Annotated in this window: 14 protein-coding genes and 1 pseudogene; all 15 read left to right on the top strand. The window is 56.3% G+C overall.

The window, feature by feature from the left end; all coding sequences use genetic code 11:
- Positions 1 to 499 (top strand): annotated as a pseudogene (locus DQG13_RS20535) (hypothetical protein); the annotation flags it as partial.
- A 434-nt stretch (positions 500 to 933) separates the two neighbouring features.
- A complete protein-coding gene (gene alaS / locus DQG13_RS20540) occupies positions 934 to 3,576 on the top strand; it encodes an alanine--tRNA ligase (RefSeq protein ID WP_113021659.1) in 2,643 nt (880 codons plus the stop codon).
- Between the two features lie 185 nt (positions 3,577 to 3,761).
- Positions 3,762 to 4,034: an IreB family regulatory phosphoprotein gene (locus DQG13_RS20545; RefSeq protein ID WP_113021661.1), complete on the top strand. Its 273-nt coding sequence runs from the start codon at positions 3,762 to 3,764 to the stop codon at positions 4,032 to 4,034.
- Between the two features lie 70 nt (positions 4,035 to 4,104).
- Positions 4,105 to 4,521, top strand: coding sequence for a Holliday junction resolvase RuvX (gene ruvX, locus DQG13_RS20550; RefSeq protein ID WP_113021663.1), 417 nt, complete (start codon positions 4,105 to 4,107; stop codon positions 4,519 to 4,521).
- A 5-nt stretch (positions 4,522 to 4,526) separates the two neighbouring features.
- Positions 4,527 to 4,835, top strand: a complete 309-nt coding sequence (locus DQG13_RS20555) for a DUF1292 domain-containing protein (protein WP_113021665.1) — start codon at positions 4,527 to 4,529, stop codon at positions 4,833 to 4,835.
- The gene (locus DQG13_RS20560; protein ID WP_113021667.1) at positions 4,832 to 5,140 is read left to right on the top strand and encodes a DUF1292 domain-containing protein; all 309 of its coding nucleotides are present in this window, start codon (positions 4,832 to 4,834) and stop codon (positions 5,138 to 5,140) included. The genes DQG13_RS20555 and DQG13_RS20560 overlap by 4 nt, the downstream gene beginning before the upstream one ends.
- A gap of 114 nt (positions 5,141 to 5,254) precedes the next feature.
- Positions 5,255 to 6,343, top strand: a complete 1,089-nt coding sequence (gene mltG / locus DQG13_RS20565; RefSeq protein ID WP_113021773.1) for an endolytic transglycosylase MltG — start codon at positions 5,255 to 5,257, stop codon at positions 6,341 to 6,343.
- A gap of 60 nt (positions 6,344 to 6,403) precedes the next feature.
- Complete coding sequence (locus tag DQG13_RS20570) at positions 6,404 to 7,336, top strand: peptidase U32 family protein (protein ID WP_113021669.1); 933 nt, start codon at positions 6,404 to 6,406, stop codon at positions 7,334 to 7,336.
- Between the two features lie 41 nt (positions 7,337 to 7,377).
- Positions 7,378 to 8,646, top strand: a complete 1,269-nt coding sequence (locus DQG13_RS20575) for a peptidase U32 family protein (protein ID WP_113021671.1) — start codon at positions 7,378 to 7,380, stop codon at positions 8,644 to 8,646.
- A 155-nt stretch (positions 8,647 to 8,801) separates the two neighbouring features.
- Positions 8,802 to 10,952 carry a methyl-accepting chemotaxis protein gene (locus DQG13_RS20580; protein WP_258525784.1) on the top strand — a complete coding sequence of 717 codons (2,151 nt, stop codon included), beginning with the start codon at positions 8,802 to 8,804 and terminating at the stop codon, positions 10,950 to 10,952.
- 104 nt (positions 10,953 to 11,056) lie between these two features.
- Positions 11,057 to 12,862: a peptidoglycan D,D-transpeptidase FtsI family protein gene (locus DQG13_RS20585; RefSeq protein ID WP_113021673.1), complete on the top strand. Its 1,806-nt coding sequence runs from the start codon at positions 11,057 to 11,059 to the stop codon at positions 12,860 to 12,862.
- A 489-nt stretch (positions 12,863 to 13,351) separates the two neighbouring features.
- On the top strand, positions 13,352 to 15,127 hold the full coding sequence (locus tag DQG13_RS20590; RefSeq protein ID WP_181592884.1) for a methyl-accepting chemotaxis protein: 1,776 nt from the start codon (positions 13,352 to 13,354) through the stop codon (positions 15,125 to 15,127).
- A gap of 93 nt (positions 15,128 to 15,220) precedes the next feature.
- Positions 15,221 to 16,294, top strand: a complete 1,074-nt coding sequence (locus tag DQG13_RS20595) for a peptidyl-prolyl cis-trans isomerase (RefSeq protein ID WP_181592885.1) — start codon at positions 15,221 to 15,223, stop codon at positions 16,292 to 16,294.
- A 147-nt stretch (positions 16,295 to 16,441) separates the two neighbouring features.
- Positions 16,442 to 17,248: a pyruvate, water dikinase regulatory protein gene (locus tag DQG13_RS20600; protein ID WP_113021679.1), complete on the top strand. Its 807-nt coding sequence runs from the start codon at positions 16,442 to 16,444 to the stop codon at positions 17,246 to 17,248.
- A 24-nt stretch (positions 17,249 to 17,272) separates the two neighbouring features.
- Positions 17,273 to 17,884 carry a rhomboid family intramembrane serine protease gene (locus DQG13_RS20605; RefSeq protein ID WP_113021681.1) on the top strand — a complete coding sequence of 204 codons (612 nt, stop codon included), beginning with the start codon at positions 17,273 to 17,275 and terminating at the stop codon, positions 17,882 to 17,884.
- Positions 17,885 to 17,894: the final 10 nt, after the last annotated feature.

Raw genomic sequence — 17,894 nt, forward strand, 5'->3', positions numbered from 1 at the left:
GGCAAAAATGCGCTATACTAAAAAGGAAGCAAGAGAGCTCCGGACGGCTGTCTTAAGGATGCTGCTGTGGCTTGGCGATAAGCTGGATGCCGCAAAGCTGGCCTTGATCATGTCCGTGGCGGATTTATATTACAAGCCTGTTTCGCAAGAGGACGAGGACATTATCCGCCAGCTGCACGCGGAAGGATTACAAGGAGGGAGGAAGATCATGGAATTGATGCCGGCATGGAAGCGTTGGGGTTACGAGGAAGGTTTGGAAAAGGGCCTGGAGCAGGGAATGGAGCAAGGGATTGAAAAAGGTATGGAAAAAGGATTGGAAAAAGGTATGGAAAAAGGTATGGAAAAAGGATTGGAGCAAGGCATCCGAACGGTGGCCCGAAATCTGATCGCCATGGGGATTGATGACGCGGCTATCATCAAAGCAACCGGTCTTTCTCCGGACAAAATCCGCTCCCTGCGAAAATTGCTGGAGGATGACGCATCCGGCCGGCCCAATTGACAAAGTTCGCCGGATTGGATATAATATACCAACGTATATGGTAAAGCACTGAAGGAAATGAGTAGACCATAGCCCGCCGTGTTAGAGAGAAGGTTCCGGGTTTGCACCTCATGGAGGGCTTCCCGGCTGCAAGAACCTTTACGGTGAAGAATGGCCGAAGCCCTTTCCCGAGCGCGGAGCGAACTCCGCCGGCTAAGAACCGTTATCTTCCTTCGAGGAGACTTTGATGGCCTTGCCCGCAGCAGCGGCCGGGGCGCAAAGTAACCAGGGTGGTACCGCGATATTCAATCGTCCCTGTTTTCAGGGGCGTTTTTTTTTATGATTTTGAAGTGGTTTATATTTTTATTAGGGGGCTCCCCCAAAAGTACCCGGAATCTGCTACATAGCGTCACGTCACTTTTGGGGGAATTACCTGCGAGGAGGCAGAACCATTCATGAAAGCTAGTGAAATCAGAAGCAAGTGGCTTGAGTTTTTCGCCAGCAAAGGACATAAAATCGAGCCCAGCGCATCCCTGGTGCCCCACAACGATCCCTCTCTCCTGTGGATCAACGCCGGTATGGCGCCGCTGAAGCCCTACTTCGACGGCCGGGTGAAGCCGGAGAACCCGCGGATCACCAACGCCCAGAAGTGCATCCGCACCAACGACATTGAGAATGTGGGCAAAACCCGCCGCCACCATACCTTTTTTGAGATGCTGGGCAATTTCTCCATCGGCGATTATTTTAAGGAGGAGGCCATTACCTGGGCCTGGGAATTCCTCACCGGCCCCCAGTGGATCGGCTTTGCGCCGGAGCGGCTGTCCGTAACTGTGTATAACGAAGACCAGGAAGCCTTCGAGCTCTGGAACAAGAAAATCGGCATACCGGAAAACCGCATCTACAAGCTGGACCGGGACAGCAACTTCTGGGATATCGGCGAAGGCCCCTGCGGCCCCTGCACCGAAATCTTCTATGACCGGGGCGACAAATACGGCGATCTGAACGATCCCGAATGCTGGCCAGGCGGAGAGAACGAGCGTTTCCTGGAGGTCTGGAACCTGGTATTCTCCCAGTTCAACCACAACAAGGACGGCAGCTATACGCCGCTGCCCAACAAAAATATTGATACCGGCGCAGGTTTGGAGCGCTTTGCCTCCATTCTGCAGGATGTGGACTCCAACTTTGACACCGACCTGTTCCAGCCCCTTATCCAGAAAACCTGTGAGATTGCCGGCGTCGCCTACCAAAAAGACAATGACACCGATGTGGCTCTGAAGGTTGTGGCCGATCATATCCGTACCGTCGCTTTCTCCGTGGGAGACGGCGTGCTTCCTTCCAATGAAGGCCGTGGCTACGTCATCCGCCGCCTTCTGCGCCGTGCGGTGCGCTACGGGAAATCCGCTCTTGGGATGGATAAGCCCTTCCTGTATCTCCTGACCCCGGTAGTGGGCGAAATTATGGGCGTATATTACCCGGAAGTGGTGGAAAAGCGGGAGTATATCGAGAAGGTCATCCGCACCGAGGAGGAGCGCTTCCATGAGACGCTCTCCGACGGCCTGGCCATTCTGAACAGCCTGGCGGAAAAAGCCAAAGCGGCAGGCGCCAAGGAGCTGTCCGGAGCCGATGCCTTCAAGCTGTACGATACCTACGGCTTCCCCTTCGATTTGACTGAGGACTTCGCCATGGAGAACGGTCTCTCCATAGACCGGGAAGGCTTCGACAAGGCCATGGAGGAGCAGCGGGAGCGGGCCCGTTCCGGACGCCACGCCACGGAAAGCATGAAGGTGCAAGGCGGTCCTTTGTCGGATTTTACGGATAAAAGCGAGTTTATTGGGTATACTGATCTGATAGCAGAAGCCCGGATCATCGCCCTGGTTGTATCCGGCGAGCTGGTGCAGGAAGCGGCAGCTGGCGCAACCGCCCAGGTAATTCTGGACCGGACGCCCTTCTATGCCGAATCCGGCGGTCAGGTCAGTGACCTGGGCCTTCTGGAGGGAACAGGCGTGGTGGCCGATGTCCGCGAGGTGTCCAAGGCGCCCCACGGCCAGCATGTGCATACGGTGCTGGTGCGCGAAGGCGCATTGAAGGCAGGCGCCATAGTGTCCGCCCTGGTGGACCGGGTGAACAGAAGCCATATTGTCAAGAACCACACCGCCACCCATCTGCTGCACAAAGCGTTGAAGGAAGTGCTGGGCCAGCATGTCAACCAGGCCGGCTCCCTGGTATCCGCCGACCGTCTGCGCTTCGACTTCTCCCACTTTGGAGGCATTAGCGCCGAGGAGCTGCAGGATATTGAAATCCGGGTGAACCGCCAGATTTGGGAAGGCACGGAAGTGGATATTTCCAGCATGCCCATTGATGAAGCCAAAGCTATGGGGGCCATGGCCCTTTTCGGCGAAAAATACGGCGATGTGGTCCGTGTGGTGCGGGTTGGTGACTACAGCATCGAGCTCTGCGGCGGCTGTCATGTCAGCTCCACGGCGCAGATCGGGCTGTTCAAGATTATCAGCGAAAGCGGCATCGGCTCGGGCGTCCGGCGGATCGAAGCGGTAACCGGAAAGCAGGCCTACGAATACCTGGATGCCCAACTGGAGCTCTTGAAGGAAGCCGCCCAATTGCTGAAAACGGGCGTGGCGGATGTTCCCAAGCGGGTGGAGGCCACTCTTGGCCAAATGAAGGAGCTGTCCCGGGAGAATGAATCCCTGCGGGCCAAAGCAAGCCTGGCGGAAGCAGGCAGCCTCACTGACAAGATTCGCAGCATTGGCGGCATTCCGGTATTGGCCGAGCAGGTGCATGCGGGGGATATGGATTCCCTGCGGAACATGGTGGACAGCCTCAAGGCCAAGCTGGGCTCCGCCGTTATCGTGCTGGGCTCCGTCCAGGAGGACAAGGTGAATCTGGTGGCGGCGGTAACCCCTGATTTGGTAGCCAAGGGGCTCCATGCCGGCAAGCTGGTGAAGGAAGCTGCGTCGCGCTGCGGCGGTGGCGGCGGCGGCCGTCCGGATATGGCCCAGGCAGGCGGCAAGGACCCGTCCAAGCTGGCCGAGGCGCTGGAGCTGGCGGCCGAGCTGGCAGGCAAACAAGGCGCAGGTGTATAATGGCGGTATGGGCGGCTTGCAGGAATGCCGGAGAAGGCCGCCCGCCCTCGGAAATCTTCCGATACAAGTTTTATCATTCCGAATAAAGGTATTTTGACAGCCTTTGGAGAATATAACCAGAGTAACATGCGATTTCGTATACTCCTTATAGGCGGAAATTATTTCTCAAGCGGGAGGTGCCGGTTGTGAATTCGATGGACAAAACGATGAAGTTTGATGTCGTGCCTGAAGGAGTGGAGACTTCCCCGAAGGAAGTGCTGCTGGCCGTATACGATGCGCTGCAGGAAAAGGGGTATAACCCCATCAACCAAATCGTCGGGTACCTGCTTTCCGGCGATCCGGCTTATATTCCCCGGCATAACAATGCCAGGAGCCTGATCCGCAAACGGGAGCGGGATGAGCTGATTGAGGAACTGGTGCGGGCCTATCTGTCCCAGCACAAAACCTCCCAGAAATAGCCGGAGCGAAATATTTTGGGACCCGTGGAACAAACGAATTTTGTAAAAACAAGGGAGCACGGACGGACACATGCGATGGATGGGACTGGATTACGGCGACCGGAGAATCGGTGTGGCCTTAAGCGATGAGCTGGGCTGGACCGCCCAGGGGCACTCGGTGCTGGAGCGCCGCAAGCCCGAGGATGATACGGAAAAGCTCCGTCGGATTGCCGCGGAGCACGGCGTGACGGAAATTGTCGTCGGACTGCCGAAGAATATGAACGGCTCCATCGGTCCACGCGGTGAATTATGCCAAGCCTTTGCCGAAGGGCTTCGCGCCGAACTCGGGCTTCCCGTGCATCTATGGGATGAACGGCTGACCACGGTGGCAGCGGAGAAAACGCTGCTGTCCGCCGATGTCAGCAGAAAAAAGCGCAAGCAAGTCATCGACAAAATGGCGGCGGCAATTATTTTGCAAGGTTATATGGATGCCAAATCGAAAGGGTGAGCAGGATGGCGAACAAGCCGGTAAAGGAAGAAGAGCCGGAAATCATTTACATTCCGGATGAGGAAGGCAATGAAGAAGAATTTGAAGTCATCATGCGCTTTGAGGTGGACGGCAGCGACAAAAAGTACATGATGCTGGTGCCGGTTGTCGCCTCGGAGGAGGAAGAGGAAAGCGACGAGGTGTACGCCTTCCGGTATGAGGAAGAAGGAGACGACTTGCAGCTGTTCACCATCGACGATGAAGAGGAATGGAATATTGTAGAGGAAACCTTCAACACATTGATGGAAGAAATGGATGAAGAGGTCACTCCATGAAAACGCCTTCCTTGGACGATGTGAAACCCCTGTCCATTCTGAAGGAGGTCTTCGGGGAGGAAGTGCTCCTGGAGGATGAGACCGGCGCTTCGGAAGCGCAGCGGATTTTGGCGGAATTTGAGGTGGACGGCGTCCGTTATGCCGTGCTCCAAAGCCACCGGATGAAGCGCGAAGACGAAACGGCCCTGTACCACATTGTCACCGACGAGCAGGGAGAGCTCCAGCTGGCAGAGGTGCCGGATGATGACGAATGGGAAACCATCCTTGAATTATACGACGAAATGACAGTTTCTTTTGACGAGTAAGGCCGGAAAAATGGAACACGAAAGCGAAGTATGGTACGATGGAGGGAGCGGCTCTTTGGTCGCTCTTTTTTTCGTGAAGCTGCGATTTCAGATAGAGGAGGAACCCAGGCTTTGATGGCGGAGGCACTTGAGCAAAACCCGAAAAAAAGGAGCGGATGGAAAACCGCTCTGCTTATTTTATTGATTCTGCTTCTTCTGGGCGCCATGGCCGCGGGAGGCGTCGGCTACTATGTGTACCGATCTCTCTTGCCTATGGAGGCGGGAGAGCCGGTGGAGGTGTCCATCCCGTCCGGAACGGGCTCGGCTGCCATTGCCAAGCTGCTGGAGGAGCAGGGCATTATCAAAAACGGCTTGATCTTTTCCGCTTATTTGAAGGTCAAGCATGAGGGAGACCGGTTTCAAGCGGGCAATTACCAGCTGGCTCCCGGCATGACCCTTGCGGAAATTACCGACAAGCTCAACCGCGGCGATGTGATCAAGGAGGAGATGATTCGCTTTACCATTCCCGAGGGGTATACGGTGCTGCAAATTGCCGAGAAGCTGGCTGCCGACGGCATCGTCAACAAGGATTCCTTCCTTGCTTTGGCCAATGATTCCGGCAAGTGGACGTATCCCTGGATCACAAGCATCCCAAGCAATGCCCAGCTTCGTTACCGGCTGGAGGGGTATCTGTTCCCCGAAACCTATGAAATGAAAAAGGAAAGCACGGAGCAGGCTATTTTGGAGCGGATGCTGGCCGAATGGGACAAGAAGCAGAAGTCGCTGCCCCAGGGCTGGGAAGCCCAAATGGACAAGCTGGGGCTGGACCTTCACGGCATTCTCACCGTCGCCTCCCTGGTGGAGCGGGAAGTGGCGGTGGATGAGGAACGGCCGCTGGTGGCAGGGGTCATCTACAACAGGCTCAAGCAAAAAATGCCCCTGCAAATCGATGCTACCGTCCAATATTTGTTCGACAAGCAAAAGGAGCGTTTGTTTGAAAAGGATTTGCAAACGCAAAGCCCCTACAATACGTATTTGAACCCGGGCCTTCCTCCCGGCCCTATCGCCAGCCCGGGATTGTTGTCCATCAAGGCGGCGCTGTTCCCGGAGGAAACCAAATACCTGTTCTACGTTACCAAGAAGGACGGAAGCGGAGGCCATCTGTTTGCCGAAACCTTCGAGGAGCACAAGAAAAACAATGCGGCCAGCAAGCTGGAAAAATAAGAGACTGCCACGCAGCTCCTACCTTCTTCTGCCGCCGGAAAAAAGGAGTAGGCTTAAGAGATGAAACGTACGGAATTGCTTACAGCCGCCGGCTCCCTGGCGGAGATCCGGCATTACGCCGAAGCCGGGGCGGATGCCGTTCAGATCGGCGAGCACCGTTTCGGAGCCCGGCTGCCCGGAGATATTCCCGTTGGGTTGCTGAAAGAGGCTGTCCAAACGGCCCATGGCTGCGGCATGAAGGCTTATGTGGTGGCCAACCGGATTTTTGACAATGCGGCGGTGGCAGAACTCCCGGATTATCTGATCCAGGTTGCCGAGGCGGGAGCGGATGCGGTAGGGTTCGGCGATCCCTCGCTCCTGTCCGCCGCCAGGGAAGCGGGGCTTGACCATCTGCCCTTGCATTGGAATCCGGAGATGACCGCCACCAACTATATGACGGCCAATTATTGGGCGGACCGGGGAGCGGTCAGGGCTGTTCTGGCCCGGGAGCTGAACATGGAGCAGGTGCTGGAGTTTAAAAAGCGCTGCAAGGCGGATGTGCAGGTTCAGGTGCATGGAGCAACCAACATTTTTCACTCCAAACGCCGAATGGTCAAAAGCTACATGGAGCACCGCGGAGAATCCGCCGCCCAAGGCGCCTTCGGAATGGAGCAGGGGCTCTATCTGATCGAGGAGGAGCGTCAGGACGAGCGTTATCCCATCTATGAGGATGAGGCCGGAACCCATATCATGAGCGGAGATGACTTGTGCATGCTGGATGCGCTGGAGGAACTGCTGGCCGCCGGCATTGACAGCATGAAGGTGGAGAGCCTGCTGAAGCCCGTGGCATACAATGCGGCGGCGCTCTTTGCCTATCGCCAGGCCATTGACGCTTATGCCGCCGACCCGGAGGGCTACAGCTTCCGCGAGGAGTGGATGGAGCCGATTATCCGGCTGCAGCCGCCTAACCGCCCGCTCACCTACGGATTTTACTTTAAGGAACAGGTCTATTGAGCATGAAGCATCACACTATACCAAAGGCAGGCGAAAAGCGCATGGAACAAGCAGCATCTATTGTCAGACAGCAGCATACCCGCAAGCTGGCCAAACCCGAGCTTCTGGCGCCTGCCGGCAGCCTGGAGAAGCTGAAGTTTGCCGTACGCTATGGAGCGGATGCGGTATATATCGGCGGCCAAAAGTACGGCCTTCGTTCAGGCGCCGACAATTTCAGCTTTGAGGAAATGCGCCAGGGGGTGGAATTCGCCTCCCGGTATGGAGCCAAAATCTATGTGGCCGCCAATATTTTTGCCCATAATGAGGATATACCCGGACTGGAGGAGTATCTGGCCAATCTGCAGGAGGCGGGGGTAGCCGCCATTATCGTAGCTGATCCGGCTATTATCGAAACCTGCAAAAAGGCCGCTCCCCGGCTGGAGCTCCATCTGTCCACCCAGCAATCCACCATGAACTGGAGAACGGTGAAATTCTGGAAGGATGAGGGTGTGAACCGGGTAGTGCTGGCCCGCGAGGCCGGTCTGGAGGAAATTCTTGAGATCAAGCGCAATGTGGATATTGAGATTGAAGCGTTTATCCACGGCGCCATGTGCAGCTCCTGGTCAGGACGCTGTGTGCTGTCCAACCATTTTACGGACCGGGATTCCAACCGCGGCGGTTGCTGCCAGTCCTGCCGTTGGAAGTATGACCTGTTTGCGGCGGCCCCCGAGGAAGGAGACGGGCTGGCGTTGGCGGGACCGGAGGAGCACCAGTTTACCATGGGCGCCAAGGATCTGTGCATGATCGGGCATATCCCGGAGCTGGTGGAGTCGGGTGTGGACAGCTTCAAAATTGAAGGCCGCATGAAGAGCATCCATTACGTGGCCACGGTGGTCAATGCCTACCGGCAGGCGCTGGACGCCTATATGGCCAGTCCCGCGGAGTATACCCTCCGCCAGGAATGGCTGAACGAAATCCACAAGGCCGCCAACCGGCCGCTGAATACGGGCTTCTTTTTTGAGGAGCCGGGTCACGAGGATCATATCTACGGTCCCGAGGAGAAAATGATCGACTATGATTTTGCCGGATTGGTGGTGGATTATGATCCCGGCACCGGCTATGCCGTTGTGGAGCAGCGCAATCATTTCAAACCCGGGCAGGAAGTGGAGTTCTTCGGCCCCGAGGGACGGTTTTTTACCCAGAGGGTGGAGGCTTTGCAGGATATGGACGGTGTGCTTCTGGACGCCGCCCGGCATCCGCTGCAGCATGTCCGCATGAAGGTGGATAAACCGGTTAGCCCCTTCGATATGATGCGCAAACGGAAAATGTAAGCGTGGGGAAAGCTTCCAGTCAATTGTAAAAACCTCCAAATTATTTTTTATTGGAGGTTTTTATCTTTTGTAAAAAAACTATAAAGGAATTCATATAGATTTGTCGAAGAATGTATGGAGACGAGAATAAGACAGAATACATAGGATGGTGGATTATGAAAATTCAACTGCCTGACTCCAAGGGGATTGCGGACCGGATAAAGCAGGTTAGGGAAACGCTTACAAAGGATGGTGTGGAAGGCACTCTCTCTGGTAACACGAATAACCGAATGTCCTTTAATCCGGTAAGATCGGTAAGTGTGAAGCTCTTTTTGATTTTCTTCTCGTGTATTGTGCTTCTGGTTCTGGCGGTGGGCATTTTTTCATACATGGAATCCAAAGAGATTATCAAGAACAAGGTCGCCCAGGCTACCGAAAAGACGATTGAACTGGCCGGCAGCAATACGGAGCAGACCTTGAAGGTGTACGAGGACATCACCATGCAGATGCTGACGGACCAGGATTTCATGAAGTCGCTGCGCAATATTTCCGATCCCAGCCTGAGCGCTTACGACCAGCTTCTGGCCCAGCAAACCGTTAGCACCCGGTTAAGCTCATTCTTCTCCGGCAAGAACGATGTTTCCAGCGCAGTGCTGATCGGACTGGCCGAGAACGGCAAAAATATCGGCACGGACAGCAGCACGGTTGCCGTCCGCGAAAGCGCGAGGGAGCAGGAATGGTTTAAAAAGGTCGTGGACGGGGACGGCGCCGCAGTTTGGCTGCCGACCACTTCCGACAGCTATTGGGGCAACATCAAAGGCGTATTTGGCATGGGGCGCCTGCTGAAGGATATCCAGACCGGCAGCAAGCAGTTTGTGCTTTTGGTTGAGTTGAAGGAAAAGATGCTGCACGCGGGGCTTGAGAGACTGAACGCGGACGGCAGTGCCCCGGTTGTTATTATTGACCAAAACGGCAATCTGGTCCGGACCCCCGATCCGGAGCGGGTAGGCAAACCCTTCGATGTGGCTTTGAGCGGCGATGATCAGCTGCTGGGGGCGGAAAGAGCGGCCAACCGCACCATCGACGGCAAGCTGACCATCTTCAAAAAGCTGGGCGTCTCCCCCTGGACGGTGGCTACAGCTGTTCCGGTGGATGATCTGGTGAAGGACGCCGAGAAAATCTTTAACCTGACGGTTATCATGGTGCTGGTGGCCATGGCCTTCGCAATTGCTTCCGGCTTCTTCGTAGCCTGGATGGTGGGCCGGCCGCTGATCTCCCTGCGCAATCTGATGCAGCAAGGGGAGCAGGGCAATCTGACGGTGCGGACGCGCTTCACCAACCGGGATGAAATCGGCCAGTTGGGCATAAGCTTCAACCAGATGATGGAGCAAATCACCAAGCTGGTGCAGCAGACCAACCACTCCGCCCAGGAGGTGCTGAGCACCTCCAATGTGCTGCTGAACGTATCCAAGCAAACCGCCATTTCCGCCAAGGAAATCGCCGTTGCTACGGAGGAAATCGCCAATGGCGCGTCCAGCCTTGCCGTGGAGGCGGAGAAGGGCAACACCATCACCTATGAAATCGGGCTGAAAATGCGCGAGATGGCCAAGGCCAATGAGGAAATGAACCATGCCACCATCCAGGTGGAGCAGGTCAGCGAACGGGGCACGGTGTACATGGCGGATTTGATTGCCAAGACCAATGATACCGAGCAAATGACCCGCAATATGGTGGAAAAGGTGGATCACCTGAAGGAGAGCACCTCTTCCATCCGCAAGATTCTGGACATGCTGAACAACATCTCCAAACAAACCAACATTCTTTCCTTGAACGCAACCATTGAGGCCGCCCGGGCCGGCGCAGCAGGCAAGAGCTTCATGGTGGTCGCCGATGAAATCCGCAAGCTGGCGGAGCAATCCAAACAATCCATTGAGATTGTCGGCCAGATTACGGACACCATCCAGCGGGAAATTGATGAAACCGTAACGGCCTTGTCCGATGCCTATCCGGTTTTCCAGCAGCAGATTACCTCCGTGAAGGAAGCGGATTTGATTTTTGGCCAGGTCCGCAGCCAAATGGACGGATTGAGCGAGCGGCTTAACGGTGTCAACCTCTCGCTGGAATCGCTGGAGGAATCCCAGGGGACTCTGACCGAGGCCATGAGCAACGTCAGCGCCGTGTCCGAGGAATCCTCCGCCACCTCTCAGGAAGTGGCATCTCTAAGCAACGAGCAGCTGAATGTCAGCGAGGGTTTGGTCAAGCTGTCCGAAAGCCTGGAATCCTTGTCCGTATCGCTGCAGGAGCAGCTGAAGAAATTTACGGTATAACTTAATCTTGAGCCCTCTATTCAAGCAGGCTTCCCTTCAACTAAGGGGAGCCTGCTTTTGGTTTGGGCATGGAATTGTTGCCCATACTGGAGAGATAGAGAGGAATGATGAAGATGGATAAGCGCCGCGTATTCTTCATACTGCTTGGCCTTGTTTCGGCTATGGCGGTTCTGGTAGGCAGGCTTTTTTGGCTTCAGACGGTCCAAGAGGTGCAAAGAGCGTCCGTTCCCGTGGATCTGGTCCGCCAATCCGTGCTGCAGCGGGAGCAGCGGCTGATGCTGGATTCCGGCCGGGGCGATTTCTACGACCGGAACGGGCTTCCCCTGACGGGTGAAACCTATTCCGCCCTGCTGGTCTTCCCCGTGTCCATAACGGCCGCTGTCAGTCAGGAGGAGGCCAATACCATGGGCCGGCTGCTGGGCATAGAGCCCGAAGCCTGGGTCCGGTTCCGCCGGGAGCTGACGGTTCCCCGCTTCTGGACGGGCACTGCCGGGAATGCGCCGCTGCCCCTCTCCGCCGGCGCCGCCCAAACCATCCGCAGGCTGCAGCCGGCGGCTGTGGCGGTGGTGCCCTATAAGCAGCGTTATCTTCCCCCTTATGATGCAGCCCAGCTCATTGGCTATATCGGGCAGGACCCGGAGCGGGTGAAGGCGGAGTTTATGCCCATGGTCAAGGCGGGGCGGCTGGCTTCGGACAGCCTGATCGGCGCGTCAGGCCTGGAGAAATCCTTTCAGACCCTGTTAAACGGGCTGGGAGGCACCTTCCTGTCCCTGTATACCGATTCCCGCAATGAACCTATTCCCGACCTTGGCTACCGGCTGCACGCCCCGGAGAATCCCTATTATCCGCTGAAGGTGATGACAACGTTGGACGCCGGGCTCCAGAGCGGGTTGGAGGAGCTGGCGGACAAGGCAGGCCTGAAGGACGGGGCGATTGTGGTGCTGGACGCCCATACGGCGGATATTGCCGGTATGGTCAGCCGTCCGCGCTTTCGTCCGGACAGCAGCGTCGATCCGCAGGCTAAGGGCTGGGCCAACCAGGCTCTTTTGGAGGCGGCGCCGGGCTCCATCTTCAAAACCGTCGTGGCCGCCGCCGCCCTGGAAGCGGGCGCGGCCCGTCCCGATGAGCGGTTCGAATGCAACGGGGCCTGGGGCAAATACCATTTTACCTGCTGGAAAAAGGAGGGACACGGCGCCCTTACCTTTCGCCAGGCTTACGCCCAATCCTGCAATATCGTTTTCGGACAGATCATGCTGCGGCTAAAACCCGGGCAATTGGAGGAGACCGCCCGCAAGCTGGGAATCGGCAGCCCTGTGGGCTGGGCCGGGAAGCTTCTGCAGGACCCCGCTTTCCGCCAGCTGGACCGGGAGGACAGCGGAACAGTCTGGTCGTCCGTAGCAGCCCGGGAGGACGAAGGAGCCAAGCTTCAGACGGCCATTGGCCAACGGGATGTGCGTATGACTCCCCTGCAGGCCGCCAATATGGTGGTGACTCTGCTGAATGGCGGACAGCTCCAGTCCGTCCGGGCCGTGAAGGAGGTGCGCTACGGTACGGACCGGGTTCTGGCGGAATTTCAGGCCAAGCCTCTGGCCGAGGGGGAAGGCATCTCCAGGAAAACCTCGGAAACACTTCTGCGCTGGATGCAGGATGTGGTGTCCTCCGGCACGGGAACGGCGCTAAAGGGGGCCGTCTGGTCCTTGGCGGGCAAATCGGGAACCGCCCAGGTTCCGGAGGGGGGAGCCGATTTGTACAACCAATGGTTCATCGGATACGGCCCGGTGGAAGCCCCCCGTTATGCCGTTGCCGTTGTTTCTCTCAAGCAGAAGGCAAGCGGTGACCAGGCGGTTGCGCTGTTTCGGCAGGTGATGGATTTTTTGGCCGGATATGAAAAAAAGGAGCAGAAAAAATGACGTGCTCCCATATGTTTGCAGAATAGCTTCTTGACAAACGCAGGTTGTCAGAGAATGCCGGTAGGCGTTTATCTGCGTCACCGTTGGGCGGACAGAGAATTCGTTATTTTGCGAATGTGATCCGTTTTCGGATTTACACGGACAGAGGCTCCGCTATTTTGCTCCAGAAGCATGGATTCCCCCGCTTTTTCAGATTTAACGGATCGTGAGTCCGCGGGGGAGAAAAAAAGGCGGATTTTAGCGAAATAGCGGAGCCGGAGTCCGCGAAACTCAAACGCCAAAACTCAACCCCCAAAACTCAACCCCCAAAACCCGACCCCCAAAACCCAACCCCCAAAATTCAACCGTCTTGATGAACGCGCAGCTCCAAAGGACGCCGCAGGCGTTTTTTTAGGTTTTCGACAATAGCAACGAACATTTTATGACAAAATTCACTCTTTTCTGATATGATGGATGAAATCGAGTCTAAATTGGAGTTGGAGGGGTATTATGAATGAATTGGTAAAAATTGGACGGGGAATACGCCGGTTTCGGTTCAGTCTGCAATGGAAGACCATTCTGGTCTGTGTGCTGCTTTTGGCAGCCCCTGGTTTTACAATCGGCTATATCGGGTACAATACGGCCAAGTCCGAGATGAACATCCTGGGTGAAGCCGCCTTGAAGCAAAATGTGGACATGACGATTCAGCTGATCGACGCGTACCAGAGTATGGTGGATCAAGGCGCGATTACCCTGGAGGAAGCCCAGGAGCAGGTCAGAATCCGCACGGTGGGCCCCAAGAAGGCGGACGGGAAAACACGGGAGATTGTGAATAAAATCGGAGAGTACGGCTATACTTTCGCCATTGACGCCAAAGGCATGGATGTGATGCATCCCAGCCGGGAGGGAGAACTCCTCTGGGAGATGAAGGATTCCGACGGCGTATTGTACATACAGGAAATTATCCGCGCAGGCGCGGAAGAAGGCGGGTATGTCTATTACAGCAATCCCCTGCCCGGTACCGATGAAGCGGCCCGGAAGGTGACCTATTCCAAAAGCGAGCCCCATTGGGGCTGGGTGGTGGCCGCCGGCTCCTATCTGGTGGATTTTAATGCCGGCTCCGACAAAATCGGCGACATGATGCTGGTTGTTCTGGCAGTATTCACGGTGGCGGGATCGGTATGCGCGGCATTGTATGCCCGGCATATTGCCAAACCCCTCCGGCAGATCACCGGCCAGGTGGAGGAGATGGCGGGAGGCAATTTGCAGCTGGAGGAGCTGCGGGTCAGGAACCGCGATGAAGTGGGACGTCTGGCCGAGCATTTTTCCGTCATGAAGGAGCAGCTTCGCGGGCTGATCAGCCATGTATCCTCTTCCTCCCTGCAGGTCGCCTCCACAGGTGAGGAGCTTTTGGCCGGCAGCGGAGAGACCAGCCGGGTCGCCGAGCATATCGCCCGTTCCATCCAGGAGGTGGCGGAAGGGGCCCAGCTTCAATCCGGCATTATTGACGAGATCAGCCAGCTGACCCGCTCCGCCAACGACAGTGTGGCCAGAATCAGCCAGGGGTCGGAGTCGGCTGCCCAAGCCTCGACGGAGGCTGCCCGGACGGCGGATGAGGGAACCCAGACCATGGTGGAAACCATGGAGAACATGACATTGATCAAGGACAAGATCATGGGCATTGAAAAAACGGTGAGACTGCTGGAGGAGAAGTCCGGCGCCATCGGGGAAATTCTCGGGCTGATCACATCCATCGCCTCCCAGACCAATATTCTGGCGCTGAACGCCGGCATTGAGGCCGCAAGGGCAGGGGAGCACGGCAAGGGCTTCGCCGTGGTAGCTGCCGAGGTGAAGAAGCTGGCCTTGCAAACCGGCAGCGCGTCGGAGGAAATTGGCGCTTTGATTGACGAAATCAAGGGAGAGATTGCCCAGGCGGCGGCCGCAACCAGGGAAGAGGTAACGGCAGTAACGGCCGGTCTGGAATTGGCTTCCGCGGCCAATATATCCTTCCGGAATATTCTCCAGGCGGTGGGGGCGGCGGCGGAGCATTGCAGAACAGCGGCGGATGCCTCTGCGGATGTCTCCGTCCGTATGGACGGCCTGGCCGCTGCGGTGGAGCAAATATCGGCGATCTCCGCAGAGGCCGCAGGCCAGTCCCAGAATGTGGCTGCCGCCGCCCAGGAGCAGAATGCCTCCATGGAGGAGGTTGCCGCCGCAGCGCAGCAGCTGTCCCAAATGGCCGACGAGCTGCAAAGACTGGTATCTTTTTTCAGGGTGGATGGATAAAGCATGGTTTCCGCCGTCGAAAAATGGTATAGTTACTAGAAGTGCGGCAAAATGCTGCCATCCATGAATGTGACAATAGGGGGACGCGCAATAATGGAAGACAATAACGGAAAAAATGACAGCTGGGAACGGGATAGCGGCAACGCCGATCTCCCTGGAAACACCCAAGAGGAAAATCAGACTGAACGGGCTATCCCTACGGAGGGAGATGAATTCGGCCCTGAAGCGTTTGCGGATGAGCCGGCCGAAGAGGCAACGGCGGCTCCTGCCGTTGCTGCTCCCGCTAAGGCCAATCCCTTGCCCTGGTTCCTGTTTGCCATTACCCTGGCCGCTTTGGCAGTGGTTCTGTACCTGGGCCAAACGGACAAAGCCGGAATCGGCGGTGCGGCAGCCAAGGTGAACGGCGAGAAGGTCACCAAGCAGGAGCTGTACGACGCCATGTACAAGCAGGGCGGCGAATCCACCCTGGACAGCCTGATTTCGGAGAAGCTGGTGGCCCAGGAAGTGGACAAGGCCCAGATCAAGGTGGATGAAGCGGCGGTTGACGCGGAGCTGGCTCAGATCAAGGAGCAATTCCCGGATGAAGCCCAATTCAACAGCGCCATGGAGCAAAGCGGATTTACTCTGGATTCCCTGAAGGCGGAGATCCGCAAAAACCAGGAAATCAGCAAAATCTTCGAATCCAAGATGGATTTGAGCGATGCCAAGCTGAAGGAATATTTTGATAAAAATGTGGAGCAATACAATACTCCCGAGCAGCTGATGATCTCCCACATCCTTGTGGAGAACAAAGAGGATGCCGACAAGATTCTGGCCGATCTGAAGGCAGGCGCGGACTTTGCCGCTGTTGCCAAGGAGAAGTCCACGGATACCGGAAGCAAGGACAACGGCGGCTCCCTGGGCAGCTTCATTGCCCGCGGCCAAGGACTGGATCAGGCCTTCGAGGATGCGGCATTCAAGCTGAACAAGGGTGAAATGAGCGAAGTGGTGCAATCCTCCTTCGGCTACCACATCATCAAGGTTATGGACAAGAAGGAAGCGGTCCAGGCCAACTTTGACAGCCAGAAGGAAGATGTGAAGAAGAACATGGTCGGCGAAGAGGTGCAAACCAAGGGCGCCGAATGGCTGGAAAACCTCAAGAAGGACGCAAAAATCGAAAAGCTGTAATGCCGGGAGCATCCCGCATCCTGCATCCCGCCTGCAAACGGTCACCCGGCCGTTGTGGGGCGGGATGTTTGTCATTGTTGGAAACTGCGGTCAACATATGTTACCATTTGAAAAAGAAAAAGATTCTGCGACCTGGAGGTACCGCCCTTGACTGAACACAACAGGCAGCCTATTATCACCATCTGTTCGGATTCTGTGGGCGAAACCGCCGAAGCGGTAGTAAAAGCCACAATCCGCCAGTTTGATCTTCGCAACGCCAAAATCAAACGGTACAGCCATGTGCTGACGGAAGCGGAAATCCGCGATATTGTCGGCGAGGTGGCCCAGAACGGCGGCATGATCGCCTATACTCTTGTGCAGCCGGATTTGCGGGAGCTGATCCGCGAGGAGAGCCTGCGGCTGGGGGTTCGTTCTGTGGATGTGATGGGTCCGATGATTCAGGCCTTTATTGATTCCTTCGACGGTTCGCCCACACGCAAGCCGGGTATGCTGCACCAGATGGACGATGATTATTTCCGGCGGGTGGAGGCCATTGAATTTACCGTCAGCTGCGACGACGGCCGCGACCCCCGGGCGCTGCTCAATGCGGATATCGTTCTCATCGGCGTATCCCGAACCTCCAAGACGCCGCTTAGCATGTTTCTGGCCCACAAGGGCTACAAGGTGGCCAATCTGCCTCTGATTCCCGAGGTGAAGCCGGCGGCGGAGCTGTTCCAGATTCCGCCGGGCAAAATTGCCGGACTGATCATGGAACCGGAGAAGATGTTGAAAATCCGCGTGGAGCGCCTCCGGGCCTTGGGGCTGACCGCCGGAGCCAAATACGCCAATATGGATCGGATTATCTTCGAGCTGAATTACGCCAGAGAGCTGATGGAGCAATTGGGCTGCCTCACCATCAATGTCTCGGACAAGGCCATCGAGGAAACAGCGGGAATTATACTGGAGCATATGTAGGAAGGGGAAGGGGACGAAGCACGGATGATTTTTCTTCGTAGAGAAACATTTAAGCAATATCTGCAGTTTTATCCGGTGACCAGCGCCATTCTGGGAATTGTCGCGGTGCTGTTTGCGGCGATGGAGATTACGGGCAGCTCCAATTCCATAAGGACACTCCTGGATTTTGGGGCCATGTACAGCAACCAGGGCGAAACCCATGAATGGTGGAGATACATCAGCTCCATGTTTTTGCATATCGGGTTTTCCCATGTGCTGTTTAACGCCTTTGCCCTGTATGTGTTCGCTCCTCCCCTGGAGCGGCTGCTGGGGAAATTTCATTACGCCGCTTTTTTCCTGCTGTCGGGGCTGGTGGGCAATGCCTTCAGCATGCTGTTTACCGAACCGCCCTTTATTGCCGCGGGAGCTTCAGGGGCGATTTACGGGATTTACGCCGCATACCTGTACCTGGCCCTGTTCCACAGGCATGTGCTGGATGAGGGAACCCGGACCACGGTGATTATGATTGTGGTGATGGGCGCTATTTCCTCCATCGTCATCAGAAATGTGAACCTGTACGCCCATCTGGGCGGCTTTTTGACCGGATTTGCTTATTTTGCCGTGCTGACCCGGAGGTTAAGACGGCGGCGGTCCTAGGCCCTACCCG

This window comes from Paenibacillus sp. YN15, assembly GCF_003285005.1.
Classification (GTDB): Bacteria; Bacillota; Bacilli; order Paenibacillales; family NBRC-103111; genus Paenibacillus_AR.